At 64.7% G+C, this 18993-nt stretch carries 16 protein-coding genes and 1 pseudogene; 7 read left to right on the top strand and 10 right to left on the bottom strand.

The features are described from left to right. The 6 genes from EIP85_RS11220 to EIP85_RS11245 all read right to left on the bottom strand — a co-directional run bounded on the left by EIP85_RS11220 (position 1) and on the right by EIP85_RS11245 (position 6745). Positions 1-1230: an efflux RND transporter periplasmic adaptor subunit gene (locus EIP85_RS11220; protein ID WP_206615508.1), complete on the bottom strand. Its 1230-nt coding sequence runs from the start codon at positions 1228-1230 to the stop codon at positions 1-3. 689 nt (positions 1231-1919) lie between these two features. Beyond that, on the bottom strand, positions 1920-3191 hold the full coding sequence (locus tag EIP85_RS11225) for an arylsulfotransferase family protein (RefSeq protein ID WP_127902278.1): 1272 nt from the start codon (positions 3189-3191) through the stop codon (positions 1920-1922). Further along, a complete protein-coding gene (locus EIP85_RS11230) occupies positions 3188-4300 on the bottom strand; it encodes a sulfotransferase (RefSeq protein ID WP_127902279.1) in 1113 nt (370 codons plus the stop codon). Before EIP85_RS11230 ends, EIP85_RS11225 begins: the two co-directional genes overlap by 4 nt. Continuing rightward, complete coding sequence (locus tag EIP85_RS11235) at positions 4297-4674, bottom strand: hypothetical protein (protein WP_127902280.1); 378 nt, start codon at positions 4672-4674, stop codon at positions 4297-4299. The genes EIP85_RS11230 and EIP85_RS11235 overlap by 4 nt, the downstream gene beginning before the upstream one ends. Then, positions 4674-4799, bottom strand: coding sequence for a hypothetical protein (locus EIP85_RS23400; protein ID WP_277749299.1), 126 nt, complete (start codon positions 4797-4799; stop codon positions 4674-4676). The genes EIP85_RS11235 and EIP85_RS23400 overlap by 1 nt, the downstream gene beginning before the upstream one ends. 914 nt (positions 4800-5713) lie before the next feature. Continuing rightward, a complete protein-coding gene (locus tag EIP85_RS11245; protein WP_127902281.1) occupies positions 5714-6745 on the bottom strand; it encodes a histone deacetylase family protein in 1032 nt (343 codons plus the stop codon). 122 nt (positions 6746-6867) lie between these two features. Between EIP85_RS11245 and EIP85_RS11250 the strand changes: the two genes are divergently transcribed. The 7 genes from EIP85_RS11250 to EIP85_RS11280 all read left to right on the top strand — a co-directional run bounded on the left by EIP85_RS11250 (position 6868) and on the right by EIP85_RS11280 (position 15412). Beyond that, positions 6868-8538, top strand: coding sequence for an amidohydrolase (locus tag EIP85_RS11250; RefSeq protein WP_127902282.1), 1671 nt, complete (start codon positions 6868-6870; stop codon positions 8536-8538). Between the two features lie 109 nt (positions 8539-8647). After that, a complete protein-coding gene (locus tag EIP85_RS11255; protein ID WP_127902382.1) occupies positions 8648-9766 on the top strand; it encodes an ABC transporter ATP-binding protein in 1119 nt (372 codons plus the stop codon). Continuing rightward, complete coding sequence (locus EIP85_RS11260; RefSeq protein ID WP_127902283.1) at positions 9766-10695, top strand: ABC transporter permease; 930 nt, start codon at positions 9766-9768, stop codon at positions 10693-10695. The genes EIP85_RS11255 and EIP85_RS11260 overlap by 1 nt, the downstream gene beginning before the upstream one ends. Further along, complete coding sequence (locus tag EIP85_RS11265; protein ID WP_127902284.1) at positions 10688-11500, top strand: ABC transporter permease; 813 nt, start codon at positions 10688-10690, stop codon at positions 11498-11500. Before EIP85_RS11260 ends, EIP85_RS11265 begins: the two co-directional genes overlap by 8 nt. Positions 11501-11545: 45 nt before the next feature. Continuing rightward, positions 11546-12574: an extracellular solute-binding protein gene (locus EIP85_RS11270; RefSeq protein WP_164871707.1), complete on the top strand. Its 1029-nt coding sequence runs from the start codon at positions 11546-11548 to the stop codon at positions 12572-12574. Between the two features lie 227 nt (positions 12575-12801). Then, positions 12802-13830 carry a serine hydrolase domain-containing protein gene (locus EIP85_RS11275; RefSeq protein WP_206615509.1) on the top strand — a complete coding sequence of 343 codons (1029 nt, stop codon included), beginning with the start codon at positions 12802-12804 and terminating at the stop codon, positions 13828-13830. 148 nt (positions 13831-13978) lie between these two features. Further along, positions 13979-15412 (top strand): amidase, encoded by a 1434-nt coding sequence (locus tag EIP85_RS11280; protein WP_127902285.1) that lies wholly within the window; start codon positions 13979-13981, stop codon positions 15410-15412. Positions 15413-15468: 56 nt separating this feature from the next. Here EIP85_RS11280 and EIP85_RS11285 read toward each other — a convergent pair. The 4 genes and pseudogenes from EIP85_RS11285 to EIP85_RS11300 all read right to left on the bottom strand — a co-directional run. Next, positions 15469-15845 (bottom strand): annotated as a pseudogene (locus tag EIP85_RS11285) (DDE-type integrase/transposase/recombinase); the annotation flags it as partial. A 259-nt stretch (positions 15846-16104) separates the two neighbouring features. After that, the gene (locus EIP85_RS11290) at positions 16105-16431 is read right to left on the bottom strand and encodes a DUF4387 domain-containing protein (protein ID WP_127902286.1); all 327 of its coding nucleotides are present in this window, start codon (positions 16429-16431) and stop codon (positions 16105-16107) included. A 13-nt stretch (positions 16432-16444) separates the two neighbouring features. Beyond that, the gene (locus EIP85_RS11295) at positions 16445-17824 is read right to left on the bottom strand and encodes an acyclic terpene utilization AtuA family protein (RefSeq protein ID WP_127902287.1); all 1380 of its coding nucleotides are present in this window, start codon (positions 17822-17824) and stop codon (positions 16445-16447) included. A gap of 152 nt (positions 17825-17976) precedes the next feature. Then, on the bottom strand, positions 17977-18984 hold the full coding sequence (locus EIP85_RS11300; RefSeq protein WP_241559973.1) for a sigma-54 interaction domain-containing protein: 1008 nt from the start codon (positions 18982-18984) through the stop codon (positions 17977-17979). Between the last annotated feature and the right edge of the window lie 9 nt (positions 18985-18993).

The following is an 18993-nucleotide window of genomic DNA, read 5'->3' on the forward strand; positions in this document are numbered from 1 at the left end:
CTAGGCTCGGAACCCGAAACCTCCGGCGGGGCTGCTGGTCCGGCTGCCACTTCGGCGAGCCGCGCCGGAGCCCTCGCCGAGGATCACCTTGTCGCCGGCCGCCAGCTGACCGCCCGTGATTTCAGCCCAGATGCCGTCGTCGAGCCCGATGCGAACGGAAACCGGAACGGGCTTATCGTCCCGCAGTACCCAGATGCGGCCTTGCCCGGCGTTGGTGCCACCCGTGCCAGCGCTTGCCCTCGCGGCGGCTGAGGGTTGGTAGCGCAGCGCCTTCGAAGGCACCCGCAGCACGTCAGTCCGCGAGTCCACTACGATATGCGCTGCGGCGGTCATGCCCGGCTTCAGCGCAAGGTCGGCGTTGGCGACCGCCACGGTGACGTCATAGGTGATGACGTTCTGCACCGATTGCGGCGACTGGCGGACTTGGGTGACCTTTCCGGTGAATGTCCGCCCCGGATAGGCGTTCACAGTAAATGTCGCAGCCTCGCCCGGCTTGACCTGCCCGATATCGCTTTCGGAAACGTTCACGTCGACCTGCATCCGCCTGAGGTCTTGGGCGATCAGGAACAGTGTCGGCGTCTGAAGGCTCGCCGCCACCGTCTGCCCGGCGGTGACGTTGCGTAGAATCACCGTGCCGGCGACCGGAGATTTGATCTGGGTATAGTCGAGGTCGATGTTGGCCGCGTCGAGTGCCGCCTGACGTTGTTCGATGGTCGCCTGGTCCACCTGGATCTGTGCCTGCGCCTGATCATAGGTGCTCTTTGCGAGGTCCGCGGCATCCCGCGAAACCGTGTTGGACTTCACCATCTGAACGTTCCGGTCATAGCTCGCCTTGGCGTATTCGAGCCCGGCCTGATCCTTGGCGAGCTGCGCCCTTGCAAGATCGAGATTGGCATGGGCCTGCGCCACAGCCGAGCGGTAGGCGCGGTCGTCGATCCGAGCGCAGACCTGCCCCTGCGTGACGCTGTCGTTGAAGTCGCAGAGCACCTGCTCGATGACGCCGGAAACATAGGAGCCTACGGTGACAGTCAGAACAGGGTTCACCGTGCCGGTGGCCGAGATTGTGCGCGCCACTGCCCCCCGGTCTGCAGGTTGGGTCAGATAGGTTGTCGCGGTCGTCGGGCGGGTCTGCCACCAGAAAGCGGCGCCCGCCACCACCGCGATCAGCAATAGTCCGAAAACCCAGCGCCCCAGGCGCCGCGCCTTCCGCGATACGCTTGAAACGGCCACTTCCGCTTCCTTCCCGGTCACGCGGTCCAACGCTTTGCACTCCCTGACATCTCATCCCAGCTAACGCCGCCAGAGGGAAATTCCGTCGGGTCGATCAGGCGGATTGCGATGTGCTTCATAGGCAGATGATTGGATGTCACGCTGTCCAACGGCGGCTCCCAAAACCCGTTGCCAAGACGAAGGACGGGGCAACGAGATCTCGCGATCAAGCAGGCAAAATTCGCGAAGGACCCCCTGCATCTTTTCCAGAGGAATGCGGCGCACGACCGGATGCGGTTGTGTGGCTCAATCAACATGCACATGAGAATTGATCCAGGCTTCCAAGAGAGAGCGGAGCCAAACCAGACGGCCGCCAGGATGTTCCAGCACCTGGCGCGGCATGACGAGAGGTGCCTTTGGCAGGGCTCCCTTCTCCTCTGCATGAGCAGACTCTGGGTTCTTCGGTTGTGAAATGTCCTCGGCCAATCGACTCACATCCGCTGCTGGAGCCAGAGCGGTCTTAGGCGTCCTAGCCTAGGCTGCATTGAGCTCCGTCAATTTGTCTGCCGTTGCAATCGATCAAAGATTCCCGAAGTGAGGTCGAGACGTAGAATAGTGGTGCCGCTCAGGAACCCTCGTCCACCGCGTCAGGGTAGTCCCAATTCTGTCGTGTGATGGTCCACACCATCGCCTGGCCAGACCCGGCCGTCTCACTTTCCGTCCATCGCACAGGTGGGAAGCCCGTGCGTGTAGAAATCCGGCGCCAGGTGCCGGGCCTCGGTGACGATCAAGTTCTGATTGCTGTCCCAGACCATCTCGCGCTCCCAGACTAGGCGCCCCTGCGCATCGACCTCGAATACCCGGCCGTGCTCGGGCTCGGTGATGAGGATGTTGCCGTTGGTCAGCACCTGATGCTTGCCGCGCTGCCAGCTGTAGAACGGGATCTGCTTGCTGCCCTGGAACAGCACCGTGGTCCCGTGGGTCTTCGGGTCGACCTTCACGATCCGGGACACGCCGGAGGAGGGGTGGTTGTCGTAGACCGTGATCGTCCCGTCTGCCTCGAACTCCGGATCGTGCTGCTTGTACCAAGGCCCGTTCTGCCACCACTTCACATGTCCCGTCACCGGGTCGATGACGGCGACGAGGTCCGGCTCGCGTAGGCTGATGAGGAGGTCTCCAACCTTGAATTCGGGGAAGGCGGCTGCCATGGCTGGAACGAGCGGCTTTACGCTGTTGGGGTGGAACGGATCGACCAGATACTGGACCTTGCCGCTTTCGGAATAGACGTGCGACAGGATCGAAAAGATGCCGAGTTGGTCGCCGCCCTGCGGGATGATCTGCTTCAGCAGGCCCAATTCTCGTATCTTCTTGCCCGTCGCCGCGTCGAGCCACGTGATCTTGTAGTTGCGCCAGCTGACGAGGTGGCCCTGGCCATCGGAGACGACGCTGTGGCTGTAGGCGCCCTTGCTGATCCACATTGCCCGCCCGCAGGCGTCGAGCCGCGCCATCACCCGGCCCTCGTCGAAGGCGACGGCGATGGAGCCGTCGGAAAACAGCTCCATCCCGTGGATCATGACGTTGAGCCCGCCAGGCCCGGTGGGGTCGAGCGCGCGGTAGTTCACCGGCCACACGTGTAGCACCTTGCCAGCCATGTCGTAGAGTGTGACCGAGAAGGCGGAGCGTTTTTGCTCGGCGCTTAGCCCGGCGATGGCGACGTATCCTGGCTCGATCTCGTCCGGCCGAAGGATCCGAAACCCGGTGTCACCCTTCGGCCGGCCGGGATTGCGGGCCGGAACGAGGTGCCGCGTCGGCTTCAGCCCGAGGTCGTTCTGCCAGTACCGGCTCACGTCCTGCACCGTGGTCATCGCCAGAGAAATCTGGGGGTTCGGAAACCAGTTGGAGCGCCCCGCCTCCGTCCCGTACAGCACCGCAAGCACGATGGCGGAAAGCACGAAGACCGCACGGGCGCGCGCGTCCCTCATGCCGCCGCCTCCTTTCTTCCCGTGCCGGTGGGGCGGGCCGGGCCGAGGCAGCGGGCCAGAAGTGCGGCGTGGGTTTCCGCGATGCGGGCGGCGAGGGCAGGGGGCACATCGGGCCGTTCGACCGGCGGCTGGGTGTGAAACCTCGGCGCAGTGGCGACCAGCGCCCCGGGCGAGGCCACATCCAGCGCCGCCGCGAGGGCCGCCAGATGCGGTTCGGGATCGGCGGACATCGCGTCGTGATCGACGAAAATGGCCTGCCGTCCGGCCTCTGTCAGCACGTATTCATAGGCGTCGGCCCAGTACCGCAGCCAGTACTCCGGTTCCGTCGCGCCGCTTGGATCGCGCCAGGCGCCGTTGAAGGCGATCGGGCGATGCGCCTCGCCGAATTCGAAATGGCCGATGTCCTCCATGTAGCGGCGGGTGAACGGCTCCCTCGCGTGGAGGTCGAGAAACCGCAGGTGCTGACGCAGGAGCGACGCGGCCTGGCGCCAGGGATCGCGGATCGGGATCACGATCCGCGCGTCGGGGAAGTGCCGCGCGAGCAGGCCGAGCCGCGCGATGTCGGCATTGTTCTTGGAGAGGTACCGGCGCCCGCCGCCTGCGGCGACGACCTTGCAGATATAGGCCCGGAAGAACTCGACGAACTCGGGGTCCACCTCGTCCGCGGCCCAGGTCTGGATGTGATCCGCCGCATAGTGGCTGCGCCAGAAGGCCATCCAGACGACTTCCTCGAACGCCTCCGCGCTGTCGAAGCTGACCATCAAGCCGTCGCCATGCGCCCGCTCGGTCAATCGACTCTCGCGCCTGAGGCCTGCGGTGATGCTGCCCCAGAGCAATGGCAGCATGGTGAACGGCATCTGGCGATAGGTGGCGGAAGAGAACTCGGGAAGGGTCGAGAGCACTTCGAGAAGAATAGTGGTTCCGGCCCGGGGTAAGGACGTGATGAAGACCGGGCGGCGTGTCGCGTTGGGGTCGATCCGGGCGCGGTAGAGACGGTCCTCGATATCCGACAACGCGAGTTGTGTGCCCGGATAGGCGAAGGCCACGCGATGAAGCAGGCGGTCGAACGCCCCGTAGGGTACCTCCGCGCGTGATTGGGGAGCACTCATGTCAACCACGTAAGCGCAAGCCAGGCAATTACCGACCCTGCGCTGGACCCCAGAAGGAACGGCCAGCTCAGCGCGGTCTTCGCAACATCCTCGGGACTGAACAGCCCGGCCGCAATTCCGGCCCAGATGATGGCGGCTGGCACAGCCAAGGCGAGCACCCCGGACAGCGAGATGCGGAAGAAGTCCGCGAAGAGCCGAAGCGAGGCGCGGCGGAGGAACTGCTCCTTCTCGTCGTCGGAGAGCGTCCTGTCCGCCATCGCCCCGATCGCGCTCCACGCCGTCGCAAGCGCCTCCGCTCCGGCATCGGGAGCCTGCGAGTACCGGATTGCGACGACGAAGGCCGCAACCCCAAGCAAGAGCGCGGCGGCAGTCATCACTTTCGCCCGGCGATCTCGCCGTCTCGGTGCCGAGGATGGCGCCCGAAGCTCCGCAGCAGCCGCTTGATCGGGTACCAGACGAAGCCGACAACGGCGAGCGCCACCGCCGCAAACAGCGACAAAATGGTCCCGATGGCGGTTAGCCCGGCTCCGGGCCCGACATAGGCGGCGGCGGGCGTAGCGCAGAGCGCAAGAGCTGTTGCAGCGAGAAGCGAGAAGCCGAGGCTTCGGCGCCCGACGCAGGTTGGAGCGGATGGCTTCGCGTACCACCGGCCTTCCACATCCACTCGCGCAGTCGGGCCTTGCGGCGGTGCTTCAGCGCCTCTCGAGCCCGAACGGCGAGATATGCGGCGATTCCGGCTGCGCCAGCAGTTCCGCGTGCGAGCGCCATCGATCAGATTTTGGAGAAGTTGCGCCTCTGAAGTCTCCATTGCGCCCTCCTGACCGAATTTGGGAAGAGCGTCGAACTTCCGGGCCGGCCCGCCATTGACGGCGCGCAAAATTTACTTCGCAGCGGCGGTCAATTCCCCGAGATGAACGGTTAGGGTCACCGACCGCCCAACAGATCGAGTAGCGCTACATAGCAATGGCTGGCGATTTGAGGGCTTCATCGCGAACCATGAGCTTGGCGCGCCGCCTCAAGCTGTGGATCGATGCGGATAGCAGCATTGGGAACCTCCATTCCGAGCGGATGACGCAACCAATCCTTGTGCGATCGCTTGAACAGACGGTTCGATGCCGTTCGTTGCCCTGTACGTGCGATACGGCCCGGACTGGAGAGAGGGCGCGCGCCCGAGCCTTGTTCAGGAGACCATCTCAGGTGTCGCGTCCAGGCAAGCTCAACAGCAGATGAGGGGCTCGTCGCAGCCCTCGGCCGCGCGCTGTCGCAGCAACTGCAATGCGCCCTCATGTCAGTCGTAACATCGGCTCTATCCGTTTGCCGGAAGCAGACACGCAAACAGCCCGTTGCAGGGGGCAACTGGACCATTCTGGGTCGGAAGGGCTAAGGCCTGGTGTTGGTGCCGCGCCCGATGTGCTACGCCTCTTCGAAGCCGGTCAGCACGCCAACTGCATTTACGCCAATTTCCGCCACCGCGTAGCCGCCTTCCATGACGAAGAGTGAGGGCAGGCCCAGCGCGGCGATCCGGGCGCCAATCCTGGGGTAGTGCTCGCTTTTCAGCTTGAATTGGCTGATCGGGTCCTTCTCGAAAGTGTCGACGCCGAGCGAGACGACCACTACGTCGGGCCGGTAGGCGGCGAGCTTCTGGCAGGCATCCTCGAGCGACGCGCTCCAGGCCTCCCAGCCGGTGCCAAAGGGCATCGGGTAGTTGTGGTTGAAGCCCTCGCCCTCGCCGGCGCCACGCTCTTCGGCATGGCCGAGGAAATACGGGAACTCGACCATCGGATCGGCATGGAGATTGAACACGGCGACATCGCTGCGCTCGTAGAAGATCTCCTGGGTGCCGTTGCCATGATGGTAATCGACATCGAGCACGGCGACCCGCGCGGCGCCCTTGTCGCGAAACCACTGGCAGGCCACGGCGGCGTTATTGATGTAGCAATAGCCGCCCATGAAGGAGGTGCCGGCATGGTGGCCCGGCGGGCGGCAGAGGGCGAAGGCGGCGCGCGCGCCGTCCTGGACCAGAGCGGCGGCGGTCAGCGCCGTGTCGTAGGAGGATTTCACCGCTTCCCAAGTCCCAGCCACGAAGCTCGCGCCGGCGTCGAAGGCGTAGAATCCGAGCAGAGCGTCGATCCCCTCTGGGCGCTTGTCGCCGCGCAGCCCGCGGGTCGGAAAGGCGAAGGGCAGCGTCGGCATGGTCCGGCCCGAGGCTTCCCACATTGGCCAGACCTGAGGCAGGAAGTCGATGAAGTCGGCGCGGTGGACACGACAGGCATGGCTCAGGTCATGGCTTTCGGGCTCGTCCACCGGGCCGAGGCCGACCTCGTCGATCCGAGCGCGGATGAACTGGGCGCGCTCGGGCTTCTCGAACCCAGACACTAGTTTGCCCGAGATCAGTTCGAGATGACCGGCATGGCCGGCATGTTTGGGAGAGAAGATCGTGCGCATCGAGGCCCTCGCCGGTTGCAGTTCGGACGGAGACTAGGAGCAAGTGCAAGCGCGCTACAAGAGCGTTGCTGAGGGGCGGGCTCCATGGTTCACTCGGCCGGTTGCCTGAGATGGAGTCCGGCATGCCCCCCGCCGCCGAAATGATCGTCACCAATGGCCGCGTGCTGACGATGGACCCGGACCTGCCGCGTGCCGAAGCCGTCGCGATTGCGGGAGGCACGATCGTTGCGGTCGGCCCGGCCGAAGACGTCGCCGCGCTGAAGGGGCCGACGACCGAGATCGTCGATGCCGAGGGCGGCTCGGTGCTGCCGGGGTTCATCGAAAGCCACCTGCACCTCTTCGTCGGCGCGGCGGAGCTCGCTCATCTGCAGCTTGCCGGCGTATCGGGCTTCGACCGCCTGAGCGCGGCGATCCGCGGCTTTGCCGAGCAGCACCCGGACAAGCCTGTGCTGATGGCCCAGGGGGCCGACTATACCATTCTTTCGGCTGACGAGCCGGTGACGCGCCACCATCTCGACCGGATCCTGCCCGACCGGCCCTTCGCGATGGCGGCGTTCGACCATCACACGATGTGGGCCAACACCAAGGCGCTGGAGATGGCTGGCATCCTGCACGGCCGCAAGCTCGGCCCGGCCAACGAGATCGTCATGGGGCCAGATGGGCTTGCCAGCGGCGAGTTGCGCGAAAGCGAGGCGATGGGGCCGGTCGATGCGCTGGCGGGGGAGTCGCGGATTCGTCTTGGCCTCGCGACCGGGGGCGAGCCCGATCCGGCCCCGACCGCCGCTGAACGCGCCGCCGATCGGGCGATCATGGCGCGCGGGCTCGACTACGCCGCCCAGCACGGGATCACCTCGTTACACAACATGGACGGCAATCTCTACCAGCTCGAACTGCTCGATGAACTGAGTGAGGATGGCCGCCTGCCGGTCCGCGCCCGGGTGCCGTTCCACTTCAAGAACTTCATGCGGCTGGAGGCGCTGGAGAAGGCGAGCTACATGGCCGAGCACTACCGCTCGGAGTTTCTGTCATCGGGCTTCGTCAAGCTGTTCATGGACGGGGTGCTGGAATCCTGGACCGCCGTGATGATTGCACCCTATGGCGATCGTCCCGACTGGAGTGGCGAGCCGCTGTTCGAGGCGGCACGCTTCGCCGAGATCGCCACCGAGGCGGACCGCCGCGGCCTGCAGATCGCTGTCCATGCTATTGGCGACTGGGCGGTGCGGACGGTACTTGACGGCTATGAGGCTGCCCGCCGTGCTAACGGCCCGCGCGACAGCCGCCACCGGATCGAACATATCGAGGTGACGACCGAGGCAGATATCCCGCGCTTCGCCAAGCTCGGGGTGCTCGCCTCGATGCAGCCGCCGCATCCGCCGGGCCAGATGGGCCTGCCGATCGAGCCGACGATCTCGCGCATCGGGCGAGACCGCTGGCCGCTCGCCTATGCCTGGCGTCGGCTGCGCGATGCGGGCGCGCGGATGCCGTTCGCCTCTGATTGGCCGGTTTCCGACATCGACCCGATGCGCGGGATCCAGGCGGCGGTGACGCGCAAGCCTTGGGCCGAGGGACTGCCGGACCAGAGCGTGACCCTGGAAGAATCGATTGCCGGCTATACTGTCGAGGGAGCCTATGCCGAATTTGCCGAGCGCCGAAAAGGCAAGCTGAAAGCCGGTTTCATGGGCGATCTGGTGGTCATCTCCGGCGATGTCGAGGCGGTGCCGCCAGAGGCACTGGCGGGGCTTCGGCCGGTGGTCACGATTTGCGGAGGCCGGGTCAGCTACCGCCGACCCTAGACCGTCACCGGCCGCCGCCGGAGCAGTGACGTGACAATTGACAGGTCAGTCGGACTGTGTACGGATTTCACGGGGGTGTGAGATGGACAGCGCAATCGTGAGCCGTGAGATGACGGAGGCCTTGGGGGTCACGGCCGAGGTGGGCGGCAAGTCCGTGATCTCGATCCGCGACGTAAGCAAGATCTTCGGGGCCGGGGAAACCGCCGTGACGGCGCTCGACCATGTCGCGATCGACATCGGTCAGAACGAGTTCTTCACCCTACTCGGCCCTTCGGGCTGCGGCAAGACGACACTGCTGCGCCTGATCGCCGGCTTCGATTATCCCACCTCAGGCGAACTCCGGCTGTTTGGCGAGGACATCGCCCGCCTGCCGCCGTACAAGCGGCCGATCAACACCGTGTTCCAGAACTACGCGCTGTTTCCGCACATGACCGTCGGGCAGAACGTCGGCTTCGGGCTCGAAATGCTGGGCCGGCCGAAAGCCGAGGTCGCCGCGCGCGTCGACGAGATGCTCCGGCTGGTGCGGATGGAGAGCCTGAAGAACCGTCGGACCTCGGAGATCTCTGGCGGCCAGCAGCAACGGGTGGCCCTGGCGCGCGCGCTCGCCCCCCAGCCGAAGGTCCTGCTGCTCGACGAACCGCTCTCGGCACTCGACTACAAGCTGCGCAAGGAAATGCAGATCGAGCTGAAGCGGCTGCAGCACGAGACCGGCATCACCTTCATCTTCGTCACCCATGACCAGGAAGAGGCACTAACGATGTCCGACCGGATCGCGGTGATGTCCGGCGGGCGGGTGCTGCAGATCGGCACGGCGCACGAGATCTACGATAAGCCGACCGAGCGCTTCGTGGCGAATTTCATTGGCGAGACGAACTTTCTCGAAGGCGAGGTGGCTGGTGAGGTGAATGGGGCGCTCGAGGTTAGGCTCACCTCCGGCGCCACGCTCTCGGCGGGAAAACCGGAAGGCCTCACGCCTGAGGGCCGGGTGACCATCGTCATCCGGCCCGAACATGCCCAGGTGGTGGCCGATGGCACGGCGTCGAGCTTCGCGGGAAAGATCTCGAACGTCGTCTATTTCGGCACTGACACGCATTACTACGTCACCCTCGACAGCGGTGATGAGTTCATGGTCCGCCAGCAGAATAGCCGCCGGGCCCTGGAGTTTGCGATTGGCACACGGGTGGGCATCCGGGTCGATGAAGAAGCTGCGCGGGTGTTGAGGGACTGATGGTGGATCTTCCGGTTCAGGCGGGATCGTTGGAAGCCGAGGCACGGAAGGACGCCGCCCGCCGCAACCGCCTGCTAAGCTCTCCGGCGATCCTGATCATCGCGCTGTTCGGGATCGTGCCGCTGCTGATCATCCTCGTCTATTCGTTCCTGGAGGCGGGGCCTTACGGCGGCGTGGTCTGGCATTTCTCGACCGACGCCTATGTGAACTTCCTGTTCCAGCAGGACATTTTCTCGGGCGCGCTGACCTTCGCGCCGGCGTTCCTGCTTATCTACCTGCGCTCGGTCCTGTTTGCGTTGGCGACGACGGTCGTCTGCCTGATCCTCGGCTTCCCGACGGCCTATTTCATGGCGACGCGGCCGCAGCATCAGCGCAACTGGTGGGTGCTGCTGATCACCATCCCGTTCTGGTCCAACCTCCTCGTCCGCACCCTCGCGGTGATGTTCATCATCCGCGACGAGGGACTGATCAACGACATCCTGATGCGACTGCATCTGATTAGCCGGCCGATCACCATGCTCTATACCAATTTCGCGATTGAGCTGGGGCTGCTTTACGCCTTCCTGCCGTTCATGGTGCTGCCGCTGTACGCCAGTCTCGAGAAGCTGGACTTCCGGCTGGTGGAGGCGGCCTACGATCTCTACGCGACACGGTGGCGCGTGTTGTGGCGGGTGGTCATCCCGGCGTCGCTTCCGGGAATCGTCGCGGGCTGCCTGCTGGTCTTCATTCCGGCGCTTGGGGCCTATGTCACGCCGCTGATCCTCGGTGGCGGCAAGCACATGATGATCGGTAACCTGATCGCCCAGCAGTTCGGTTCCGGCAGGAACTGGCCGCTCGGCTCGTCGCAGGCGCTGATTCTGATGGCGGCGGTGCTGATCGCGCTTTTCGCCTATGTCCGCAACACGACCGGGAAGCCCACCAATGGCTAGGACGCGCCCGCCCGTCGACACCAAGCAGCAGCCCGGGTTCGCCACGATGGCGGCGATCTGCCTGGTGCTGCTCTACGGCCCGATTCTGGTGCTCATGGTGTTCTCGCTGAATAGCGGCAAGATCGTGATGCACTGGGAGGGGGTCAGCCTGCACTGGTACGCCGTCGCCTTCCAGGATGCCGATTTCCACAGCGCGGCGAAGAACACCATGATCATCGCCGTCACCGCGACGGTCGTCTCCACCGCAGCGGCGACGCTCGCCGCGATCGGGATGACCCGGGTACGCCCCTGGAAGGGGCTGACCGCCGCCTTCATGGTGATCAACCTGCCGCTGATGGTGCCCGAGATCGTGACCGCAGTGGCCACGCTCTCCTTCTTCGCGCTAATCGCGGGGGCCTTCGGGATCAACCTCGGCATCGGCAACCTGATCATCGCCCATACCGTGTTTTGCATCCCCTTCGCCTATATGCCGATCCGCGCGCGCCTCGAGGACATGGACCTGACGCTCGACCATGCTGCGGCGGATCTCTATGCGCCGCCGTGGAAGACGTTCCGGCGGATCACCCTGCCGCTTCTGGTGCCCGGGATCATGTCAGGCGCGGCACTCGCCTTCATCGTCTCGTTCGACGATTTCACCATCACCCAGCTGGTTGCCGGCCCTGGCCAAACGACGCTTCCGCTCTTCATTTGGAACCAGATACGGCGACCGATGACGCCGGAAGTCAATGCTATCTCGACCATCCTGCTTTCGGTGTCGATCCTTCTCGTCGCGGTCTCGTTCCTGATCACGCGGCGCCGGAGATAAGACTGTTCAATAACGATAACAGAAGTCCAACAGAGGAGAGATAGAATGAAACGGAGAGTAATACTGGGACTCTCGGCTGCGGCGCTGCTCGCCGCTGCGCCGGCCTTCGCCGATGGTGTGCTGCACATCTACAACTGGGGCGATTACACCAACCCCAAGCTGATCCAGAAGTTCGAGAAGCAGTACAATGTCAAGGTCACGCTGGACAGCTATGATTCCAACGAGACCATGCTGTCGAAGGTGCGCGCCGGTGACAGCGGCTACGACGTCGTCGTGCCGTCGGACTACACGGTGAAGATCATGATCCAGGACGGGCTCCTCGCCAAGACCGAGCCTGACCAGATGTCGAACTTCAAGAACGTCAAGCCCGAGTTCGTCAACATCTACTGGGACCCGGGCCGCCACTACACGGTTCCCTGGCAGTTCGGCACCACCGCCTTCGCGGTGAACACCGACAAATACAAGGGCGACATCAACACCTACAAGATCTTGTTTGATCCGCCGCCCGAGCTGCGCGGCCAGATCAACATGCTCGACGATATGAACTCGATCATGCACGCGGCCGAGCGCTACCTCGGCCTACCGCGTTGCGGGGCCGACCGGGCGAACCTCAAGAAGGTCAACGACCTTCTGGAAAAGGCCAAGCCCTACTGGAAGACCTTCAGCTACGACACGATCACCAAGATGACCTCGGGCGACGTGATAGTGACCCAGACCTGGAACGGCGCGGCCTTCCGCATGCGTAAGAAGATCCCTGCGGTCAAATATGCCTATCCAAAGGAGGGGATCGAGGGCTGGATGGACAATGTCGCGGTGCTGAAGGGCGCCAAGAACATGGAGAACGCCAAGCTGTTCCAGAACTTCCTGATGGAGCCGGAGAACGCTGCGCTGATCTCCGAATTTGCGGGTTACGCCAACGGCATCAAGGGCAGCCTAAAATATCTTCCGCCCGACTTCGCCGACGCGCCTGAAATCACCCCGCCCGCGGGCTCGCCGACGCCGGAATTCGTTCAGCCCTGCCCGCCGGACGTCGTGAAGATCTACAACCAGATCTGGACCAACCTGCGCAAGTAGACCGTGCAAACGCGCCGGAGGGGGATGCCCCTCCGGACTTTTCCGGACGCCCGATGTCACCACCGTCCTATCGCAACTCGGATCCCCCGCCCGCGATCATGCAGGGGTCTCCGCCCGGTCTGATCGTGCCCCGCGCCGACTGGGACCGGCCACCCTGGAACCGCTGGGCTTTCCAGCACATCCGTGAGCTTTTGCCCACGGTTGAGGTCTGGCGCGGAGGTGGCCCGGTGCGAGAGCTACCGCGTGCCGAACGCGATCTGGACGATCTCGAGGTGACGCTGACCGGCGGCGAGACGGGCAGCCTCGCCGAGCTTCTGGACGAGACTTACACAGACGGCTTCATCGTGTTGAAGGACGGTGCCATCTTGTTCGAGCGCTACTTCAACCACATGACGCCGCGTTCGCTCCATTTGTCACAGTCGGTTGCCAAGACCGTAGTCGGAACGACAGCGGGTATTCTCGTTGGTAAGGGGATACTCGATCCTGAAGCGCCGGTGACGCGCTATCTGCCCGAGCTGGAAGCGACCGGCTGGCGTGGGGCGAAACTCCGGCATGTGCTCGACATGACCTCGGGGACGCGCTTTGGCGAAGCCTATACCGACCCCTATTCGGACATCGGCCAGGTCGACGTCGCCTCCGGCTGGAAACCGGTGCCCGGCGGGGCGGACCCGGATTTCATCTGGCCGGCCCATGTCTGGGACCTGATCCTCGGGCTGACGGAAACCACCCGCCCACATGGCATGCGCTTCGAATACCGCTCGATCGAGACCGATGTGCTGGCCTTCTGCATGGAGCGGGCGACCGGCCGCCGGCTTGCGCGGATCGTTTCCGAGGAGCTGTGGCAGAAGATGGGGGCGGAAGAGAGTGCCTGTTTCACCGTCGATCCGGCGGGCTACGCCCTCGCAGACGGGGGCTTCAACGCAACCCTGCGCGACTATGCCCGCCTCGGCCAGCTGTGGCTCGACGGCGGCGTCGTTCCGGTGGACTGGATCGCCGACAGCCGCAAGCGCAACGATGCGCTCTATCCGCCCGAGGCCGAAGACAGCCTGCCGGGCGGTGCCTACCGCAACATGATCTGGAACGGCGGCGACGGAAGCGTGCTGATGGCGCGCGGTGTGTTTGGACAGCTGATCTACATCGACTTTGCCCATGACCTCGTCGCGGCGAAGCTGTCGACTTGGCCGGACTTTCTCAGCCCGTCGCTGGAAGCGGCGACGCGCGGTGCCGTGCGGGCGATCGCGCGGGCGCTAAGCTAGGGGCGGGCCTCCTCGCTCCGGCGAGAGGCGGCGTCTGGCAGGCAGAGTAGCGCCGTCCTCCGCCCGACCCAGGGCTGGGGTCTTCCGACAGCACCTATAGACACCACAGCCCCGCCGCATAGTGTGGCTGCAATCAAGGGAGGCGCCGATGATCGAAGGCTATGCAGAGATGGACGCGACGGCACTGGCTGCGCTGGTCGCCCGCGGCGAGGTGACGCCTGACGAACTGCTGGACTCGGCGCTTGAGGCGACCGAGGCGCTGAACCCCAAGCTGAATGCGGTCGTGCTGATCCAGGAGAGCGTGGCCCGCGCCGCGATCTGCGCGGGTCTGCCGCGCGGCCCGCTGCACGGGGTTCCTTTCCTGATCAAGGACCTCGGCTGCGAGGCAGTCGACTTTCCCTCGCACAACGGCTCCCGCCTGTTCATGAATACGCGCTACTCTCGTGATAGCGCGATCTTCGAGCGCATCAGGGGCACGGGCTGCGTTCCCTTTGCGCGGACGACCTCGCCAGAGGGCGGCATCGGCCCGGCGACCGAGGCGGCCGTCTACGGCGGCCCGACCCGCAACCCGTGGGATCTCGACCGTACCTCCGGCGGCTCCTCCGGCGGCTCTGGCGCTGCGGTGGCGGCCGGCATCGTCCCGGCAGCCCACGGATCGGACGGGGGCGGATCGGTGCGCATCCCGGCATCCTCCTGCGGTCTCTTCGGCTTCAAGCCGACCCGTGCGCGGCTTCCCGACGGTCCGTTTGCCGGTGAAGGCTGGGCCGGCATGGCGATCGACGGTTTTCTCACCCGTTCGGTTCGCGACACGGCCCTCCTGCTCGACGCCTGCGAGGGGGCCGACCCTGGCGCACCGTACTGGGCGCCGCCCCTCGGGCGCGGCTATGCCGCCTCGATCTCCCGCCCCCCGCGCCGTCTTCGCGTCGCGCTATGCGAGACGACGCTGACCGGCGCCCCGGTCCACGCCGATTGCCGGGCAGCTGCCCACGAGGCGGCGAAGCTGCTTTCCAGCCTCGGCCACCATGTCGAGCACGCGCGTCCGGAAGTCGACACCGAGCCGATGATGCGCGCCTGGACCGACATCGTTGCCTGTGGCACGGCGCTTTCGATTGGAAAGGCCCTCAAGGGCCGCCCGCTCGGCCCGGATGAGATCGAGCCGGTTTCGCGCAGCGCCATTGCCCATGCCGCCACCATCCGCGGCACCCGCTACCTGGAGGCCGTCGGCATCGTCCATGCCTACGGCCGCCAGATGGCCGGCTTCTTCGAGGACTGGGACATCCTGCTGACCCCGACGCTTGCAGAGCCCCCTGCGAAGATCGGCCGCTTCGGCCACAGCCGCGACGATTACGTCGCGTTCCGCACCGGTCCCGACGGCGTCTTCGCCTATTCCCCCTATACCGCGGCATTCAACGCCACCGGCCAGCCTGCCGCCTCCGTACCGCTCCACATGAATGCGCAGGGCCTGCCCATCGGCATTCACCTTGCCGCGCGGTTCGGTGCCGACGAGGAGCTAATCAGTCTGTGTGCCGAGTTGGAGCTCGCGGCGCCCTGGGCCCAACGTCGCCCGCCCCTCCACGCTTGATCCGGTTCCGTCGCAAATTCTTCCGGCTTCTGATTACGCCCCTGCAGCGGACACAATTATCCTGCGAGCCCGGCGAAGACCTGAAAGGGCATGTCTCCATTGGCGGGTATCTGCCCCGTGCGGATCATATGCGCGGTCTGGATCCCGGCGATGGCAGCGGCGGCCGAGTGGAAGGCCTTGAAGCCCATCATCGGGCGGGTGATCCGCTTGATGAGGCGTTGGTCCGGTTCGAGAATGTTATCCGTGAGAAATTTGACCTGCCGGACTTCGGTTGTGCGCGCGACGGCGGTGAATTTCAGGATCACGTACACCGCTTGAAAGGCGGCCAGGTTGGCAGCGCTCTTGTCGATGACGACCCGGTCAGGCGTGCCGTTATGCAGATCGCCCGCTTGAAGAACCGCCGTGCGGCGGCCAGATTGGGGCGCTCCAAGAGCGCGGGGGTGTCGTGGTCGGGCCGATCGAAAGCCGGTGTAACCAGGCGCCCCGAAGGATGCCGCGCAACCAAAGACAAACGTACGAGGGGAGAAAGGCGCCCGGCCGCCGACCGTTGTATATGATGCGGTGGGACAGTTGGGAACGGGCCACAAATGGTGATTGGTCGTGTGGCGGTGAATGACAGCAGTGTCCTTAACGTTCCCCCAAAAGCCGACAGTCAGCAAGTGCGCCGGGCGTTGCCCGGCGCGACCGAGGCCTCAGTTGTCCAATTCGATCTCAACGTCCAGCAGAGGAGCATATTGCTGCGCTCCGAAGATATCGCCGTCCCCGGCGCTGCCGCTTGGGCGGTCGCGCAGGATCGTGAACTTGATCGCATAGGCGGGGTCGTATTCGACAAAGTCGGTGATCCGGTTCGGATTGATCTTCAGCAGTTGGCTGACACTCTGGCGGGTCAGCGCCCGGGAGCGCTTGACCTGTTCATAGGCCGCGGCCTCGCGGAAGATGACGTCGAAGGTGATCTTGTCCGTTCCGGCGTTCTTGCTTCGGATCGTCTTGGCGAGGTCGCTCAGCTTCATTGTGGTCATGGCGTGTCCTGTCTCAAGCGTCCGAGGTGGCGGCTTCGCCGATGGTCGCGGTTTGCGTCGGGAAAAGAGAGAGCGGGTTGTCGATCCGCATCGTGTGGTTGAGCGTCCAGCGATGGGCCGGGCTGGCCGGCAGCACCTCGTCCAGAACGAAGGACACGCCGCCCGCGGTTCCCTTCACATCGGGAAGGCGGGCGTAGAACAGCTGCCGGGTGCCGGTCATGGTGACTTCCTCTGCCATTTCGCGCGTGGGGGCGAGGCCCTGCACCACGACCAGCAGCTCGTGCCCCGGCTGGTCGCGGAGCGGTTCCAGGGGGCCCATGATACCGTCTCGGCCGAAGACGTTGTAGTGCAGCTCCCAGCCCTCGGGCCCGAACCGCTCGACGACCTGAGCACGGCTCCAGGCGATGACCTCGTCCACGTTGGCGATGGTGTAGGGATCGCGGATGCCGGCCATGCCCACGAAGCGCTCGCCGACCTTGCCGGAGCCTTCCAGCTTCACCCGCAGCTCAGTCGCCGGAACGAAGCGCATGCCGGTAACGCGGGTCGTCTTTTCCGAGACCTGTTGATAGTGGCAGTCGGTCATGTCCAGCAGCCCGCCCGCTACGTATTCGTGGTAGGGGTTGGAGCGTTCGTACATCGCGTGACCGGCGACCGAGGCGACGGTGCAACGCTGGCCGGGATGCATCGCGGTGACTTCCACCCAGTCGTTTGTGATCTCGCCCAGAACGGTTTCTTTGGCGCCATAGGGTTCGGCGCAGAAGGACGCGCATTCCAGAACCTTGCCGAGGTAGTAGGCCTGCGCCTCGGGGAAGCCGTGGAAAAGCGCGGGGGCAGCGAAGATTGCGCTGTCGGAACTGCGGCCGCCGATAATGACATCGCAATCCTGTGCGAGGAGCTCCACGAAGGGGTGGACGCCTGCCATGGCGACGACGCGCGTCGTCGCGTCGAGTTCGTCCTCGGTCAGGTCCGGGCGGGCGTCGAGGCCGGCAACGGCATGGCCGGAGCTGATCTGGGCGCGGACGAGCTCACGGTCGACTTCCGAGTAGAACCAGCCGATGCGGAATGGCGGCAGGTCGTGACGCCGTGCGATCTTGCGGATCATCTCGACATACATGTCCACGCGCGAATTGGTGCCGGTGTCGCCAGCCGATCCGATCAGCATCGGCACGCCCAGTTCCCGCGCGGCAAGCAGCATGTGTTCCAGGTCGTGTTCCTGCCAGGCCGCGGGGCTTGCGCAGGTATCCGTCCCGAGCGGCACGGGCCCGATGTCGTCGCTGCCGGAATCGGCGGCGATGTAATCGGGCTTAGCCGCCACGCCGAGCCGGAAGCTTTCAACCTTCAGGGGGGCAAATCCCAGGTGGCCGTTCGGGCAGATGATCTTGAGCGACTTCATGGGGCTCTCCAGCAATTCCGTCATCAACATACATGCAAGTTACGTGCCAGTTCGGATCGGAAACATAACATGCTGTGATAAAATGATAATATATGAACGGCGGGTGGGGTGGCCCGTCGCCTGCGCGGATTGCGCGCGTCATGAAGGGATTTTCACGCGTCCAGAATGCCGAGCTTCAACATCTGGTGGCGCAGGGCGTGGCGGCTGATCTTCAGCGCTGTTGCCGCCTTCTGCAGATTGTTCTCCGCGTCCTTCAGCGCCCGGACGATCAGCTCCCTCTGAAAGGCCGCCGTCGCATCGTGAAAGCCTCCCTCGGGCGGCAGGGCGGCCGAATAGGCATGGCCGCCGGTCGAAGAGGATGGCCCGCCCGCGCGAACGGTGCGCAGGATGCGGTCGGGCAGATGTGTGGGAAGTACCACGTCGTCATCTTCCAGGATGAATATCCGCTCCAGCAGGTTCTCAAGCTCCCTGACGTTCCCGGGCCATGGGTACTGCAGGAAGATCTGCGCAACCTCGTCGCTCAGTCCGCTGATCCGGCGGTCATATTGGCGGTTGAACTTGTCGATGAAGTGCCGTGCGAGAATGAGCACGTCGTCCCCCCGGTCGCGTAGCGGCGCGATATTCAAGGCGACGACCTGGAGCCGGTAGTAGAGGTCTTCGCGAAAATGTCCGGCATTCACCTCGGACAGAAGGACCTTGTTGGTCGCCGCAATGTAGCGCACATCGACGGTGGTCGCGCGCACGCCGCCAACGCGGCGGAATTGATGCGTGTCTAGCAGCGTCAGCAACTTCGCCTGTAGCGTCAGCTCCATCTCGCGGATCTCGTCGAGGAATACGCTGCCCCCGTCGGCCGCCTCGATCAGGCCGATCTTGCGTTCGATCGCCCCGGTGAAGGCGCCCTTCTCATGGCCGAAGAGCTCGGACTCCATCAGGCCCGCCGGGATGGCGGCACAGTTGATCTCGGCGAATTCGCGTTTCGCGCGGGATGACCCGCGATGCAGCATCCGCGCCACCAGGCCCTTTCCGGTGCCGGTCTCGCCATAGATCAGGACTGTCCGCACTGGGCTCTTCGCCACCCGCTCGATCAGGCTGCGCAGGGTGCGGATGCTCTCGTGCTGACCGATCAGGCCGTCGTTGTATTGCGCCATTTCCCTGTCCATGCGGCCCCC

This window comes from Solirhodobacter olei (assembly GCF_004010155.1).
Lineage (GTDB): Bacteria > Pseudomonadota > Alphaproteobacteria > Rhodobacterales > Rhodobacteraceae > Solirhodobacter > Solirhodobacter olei.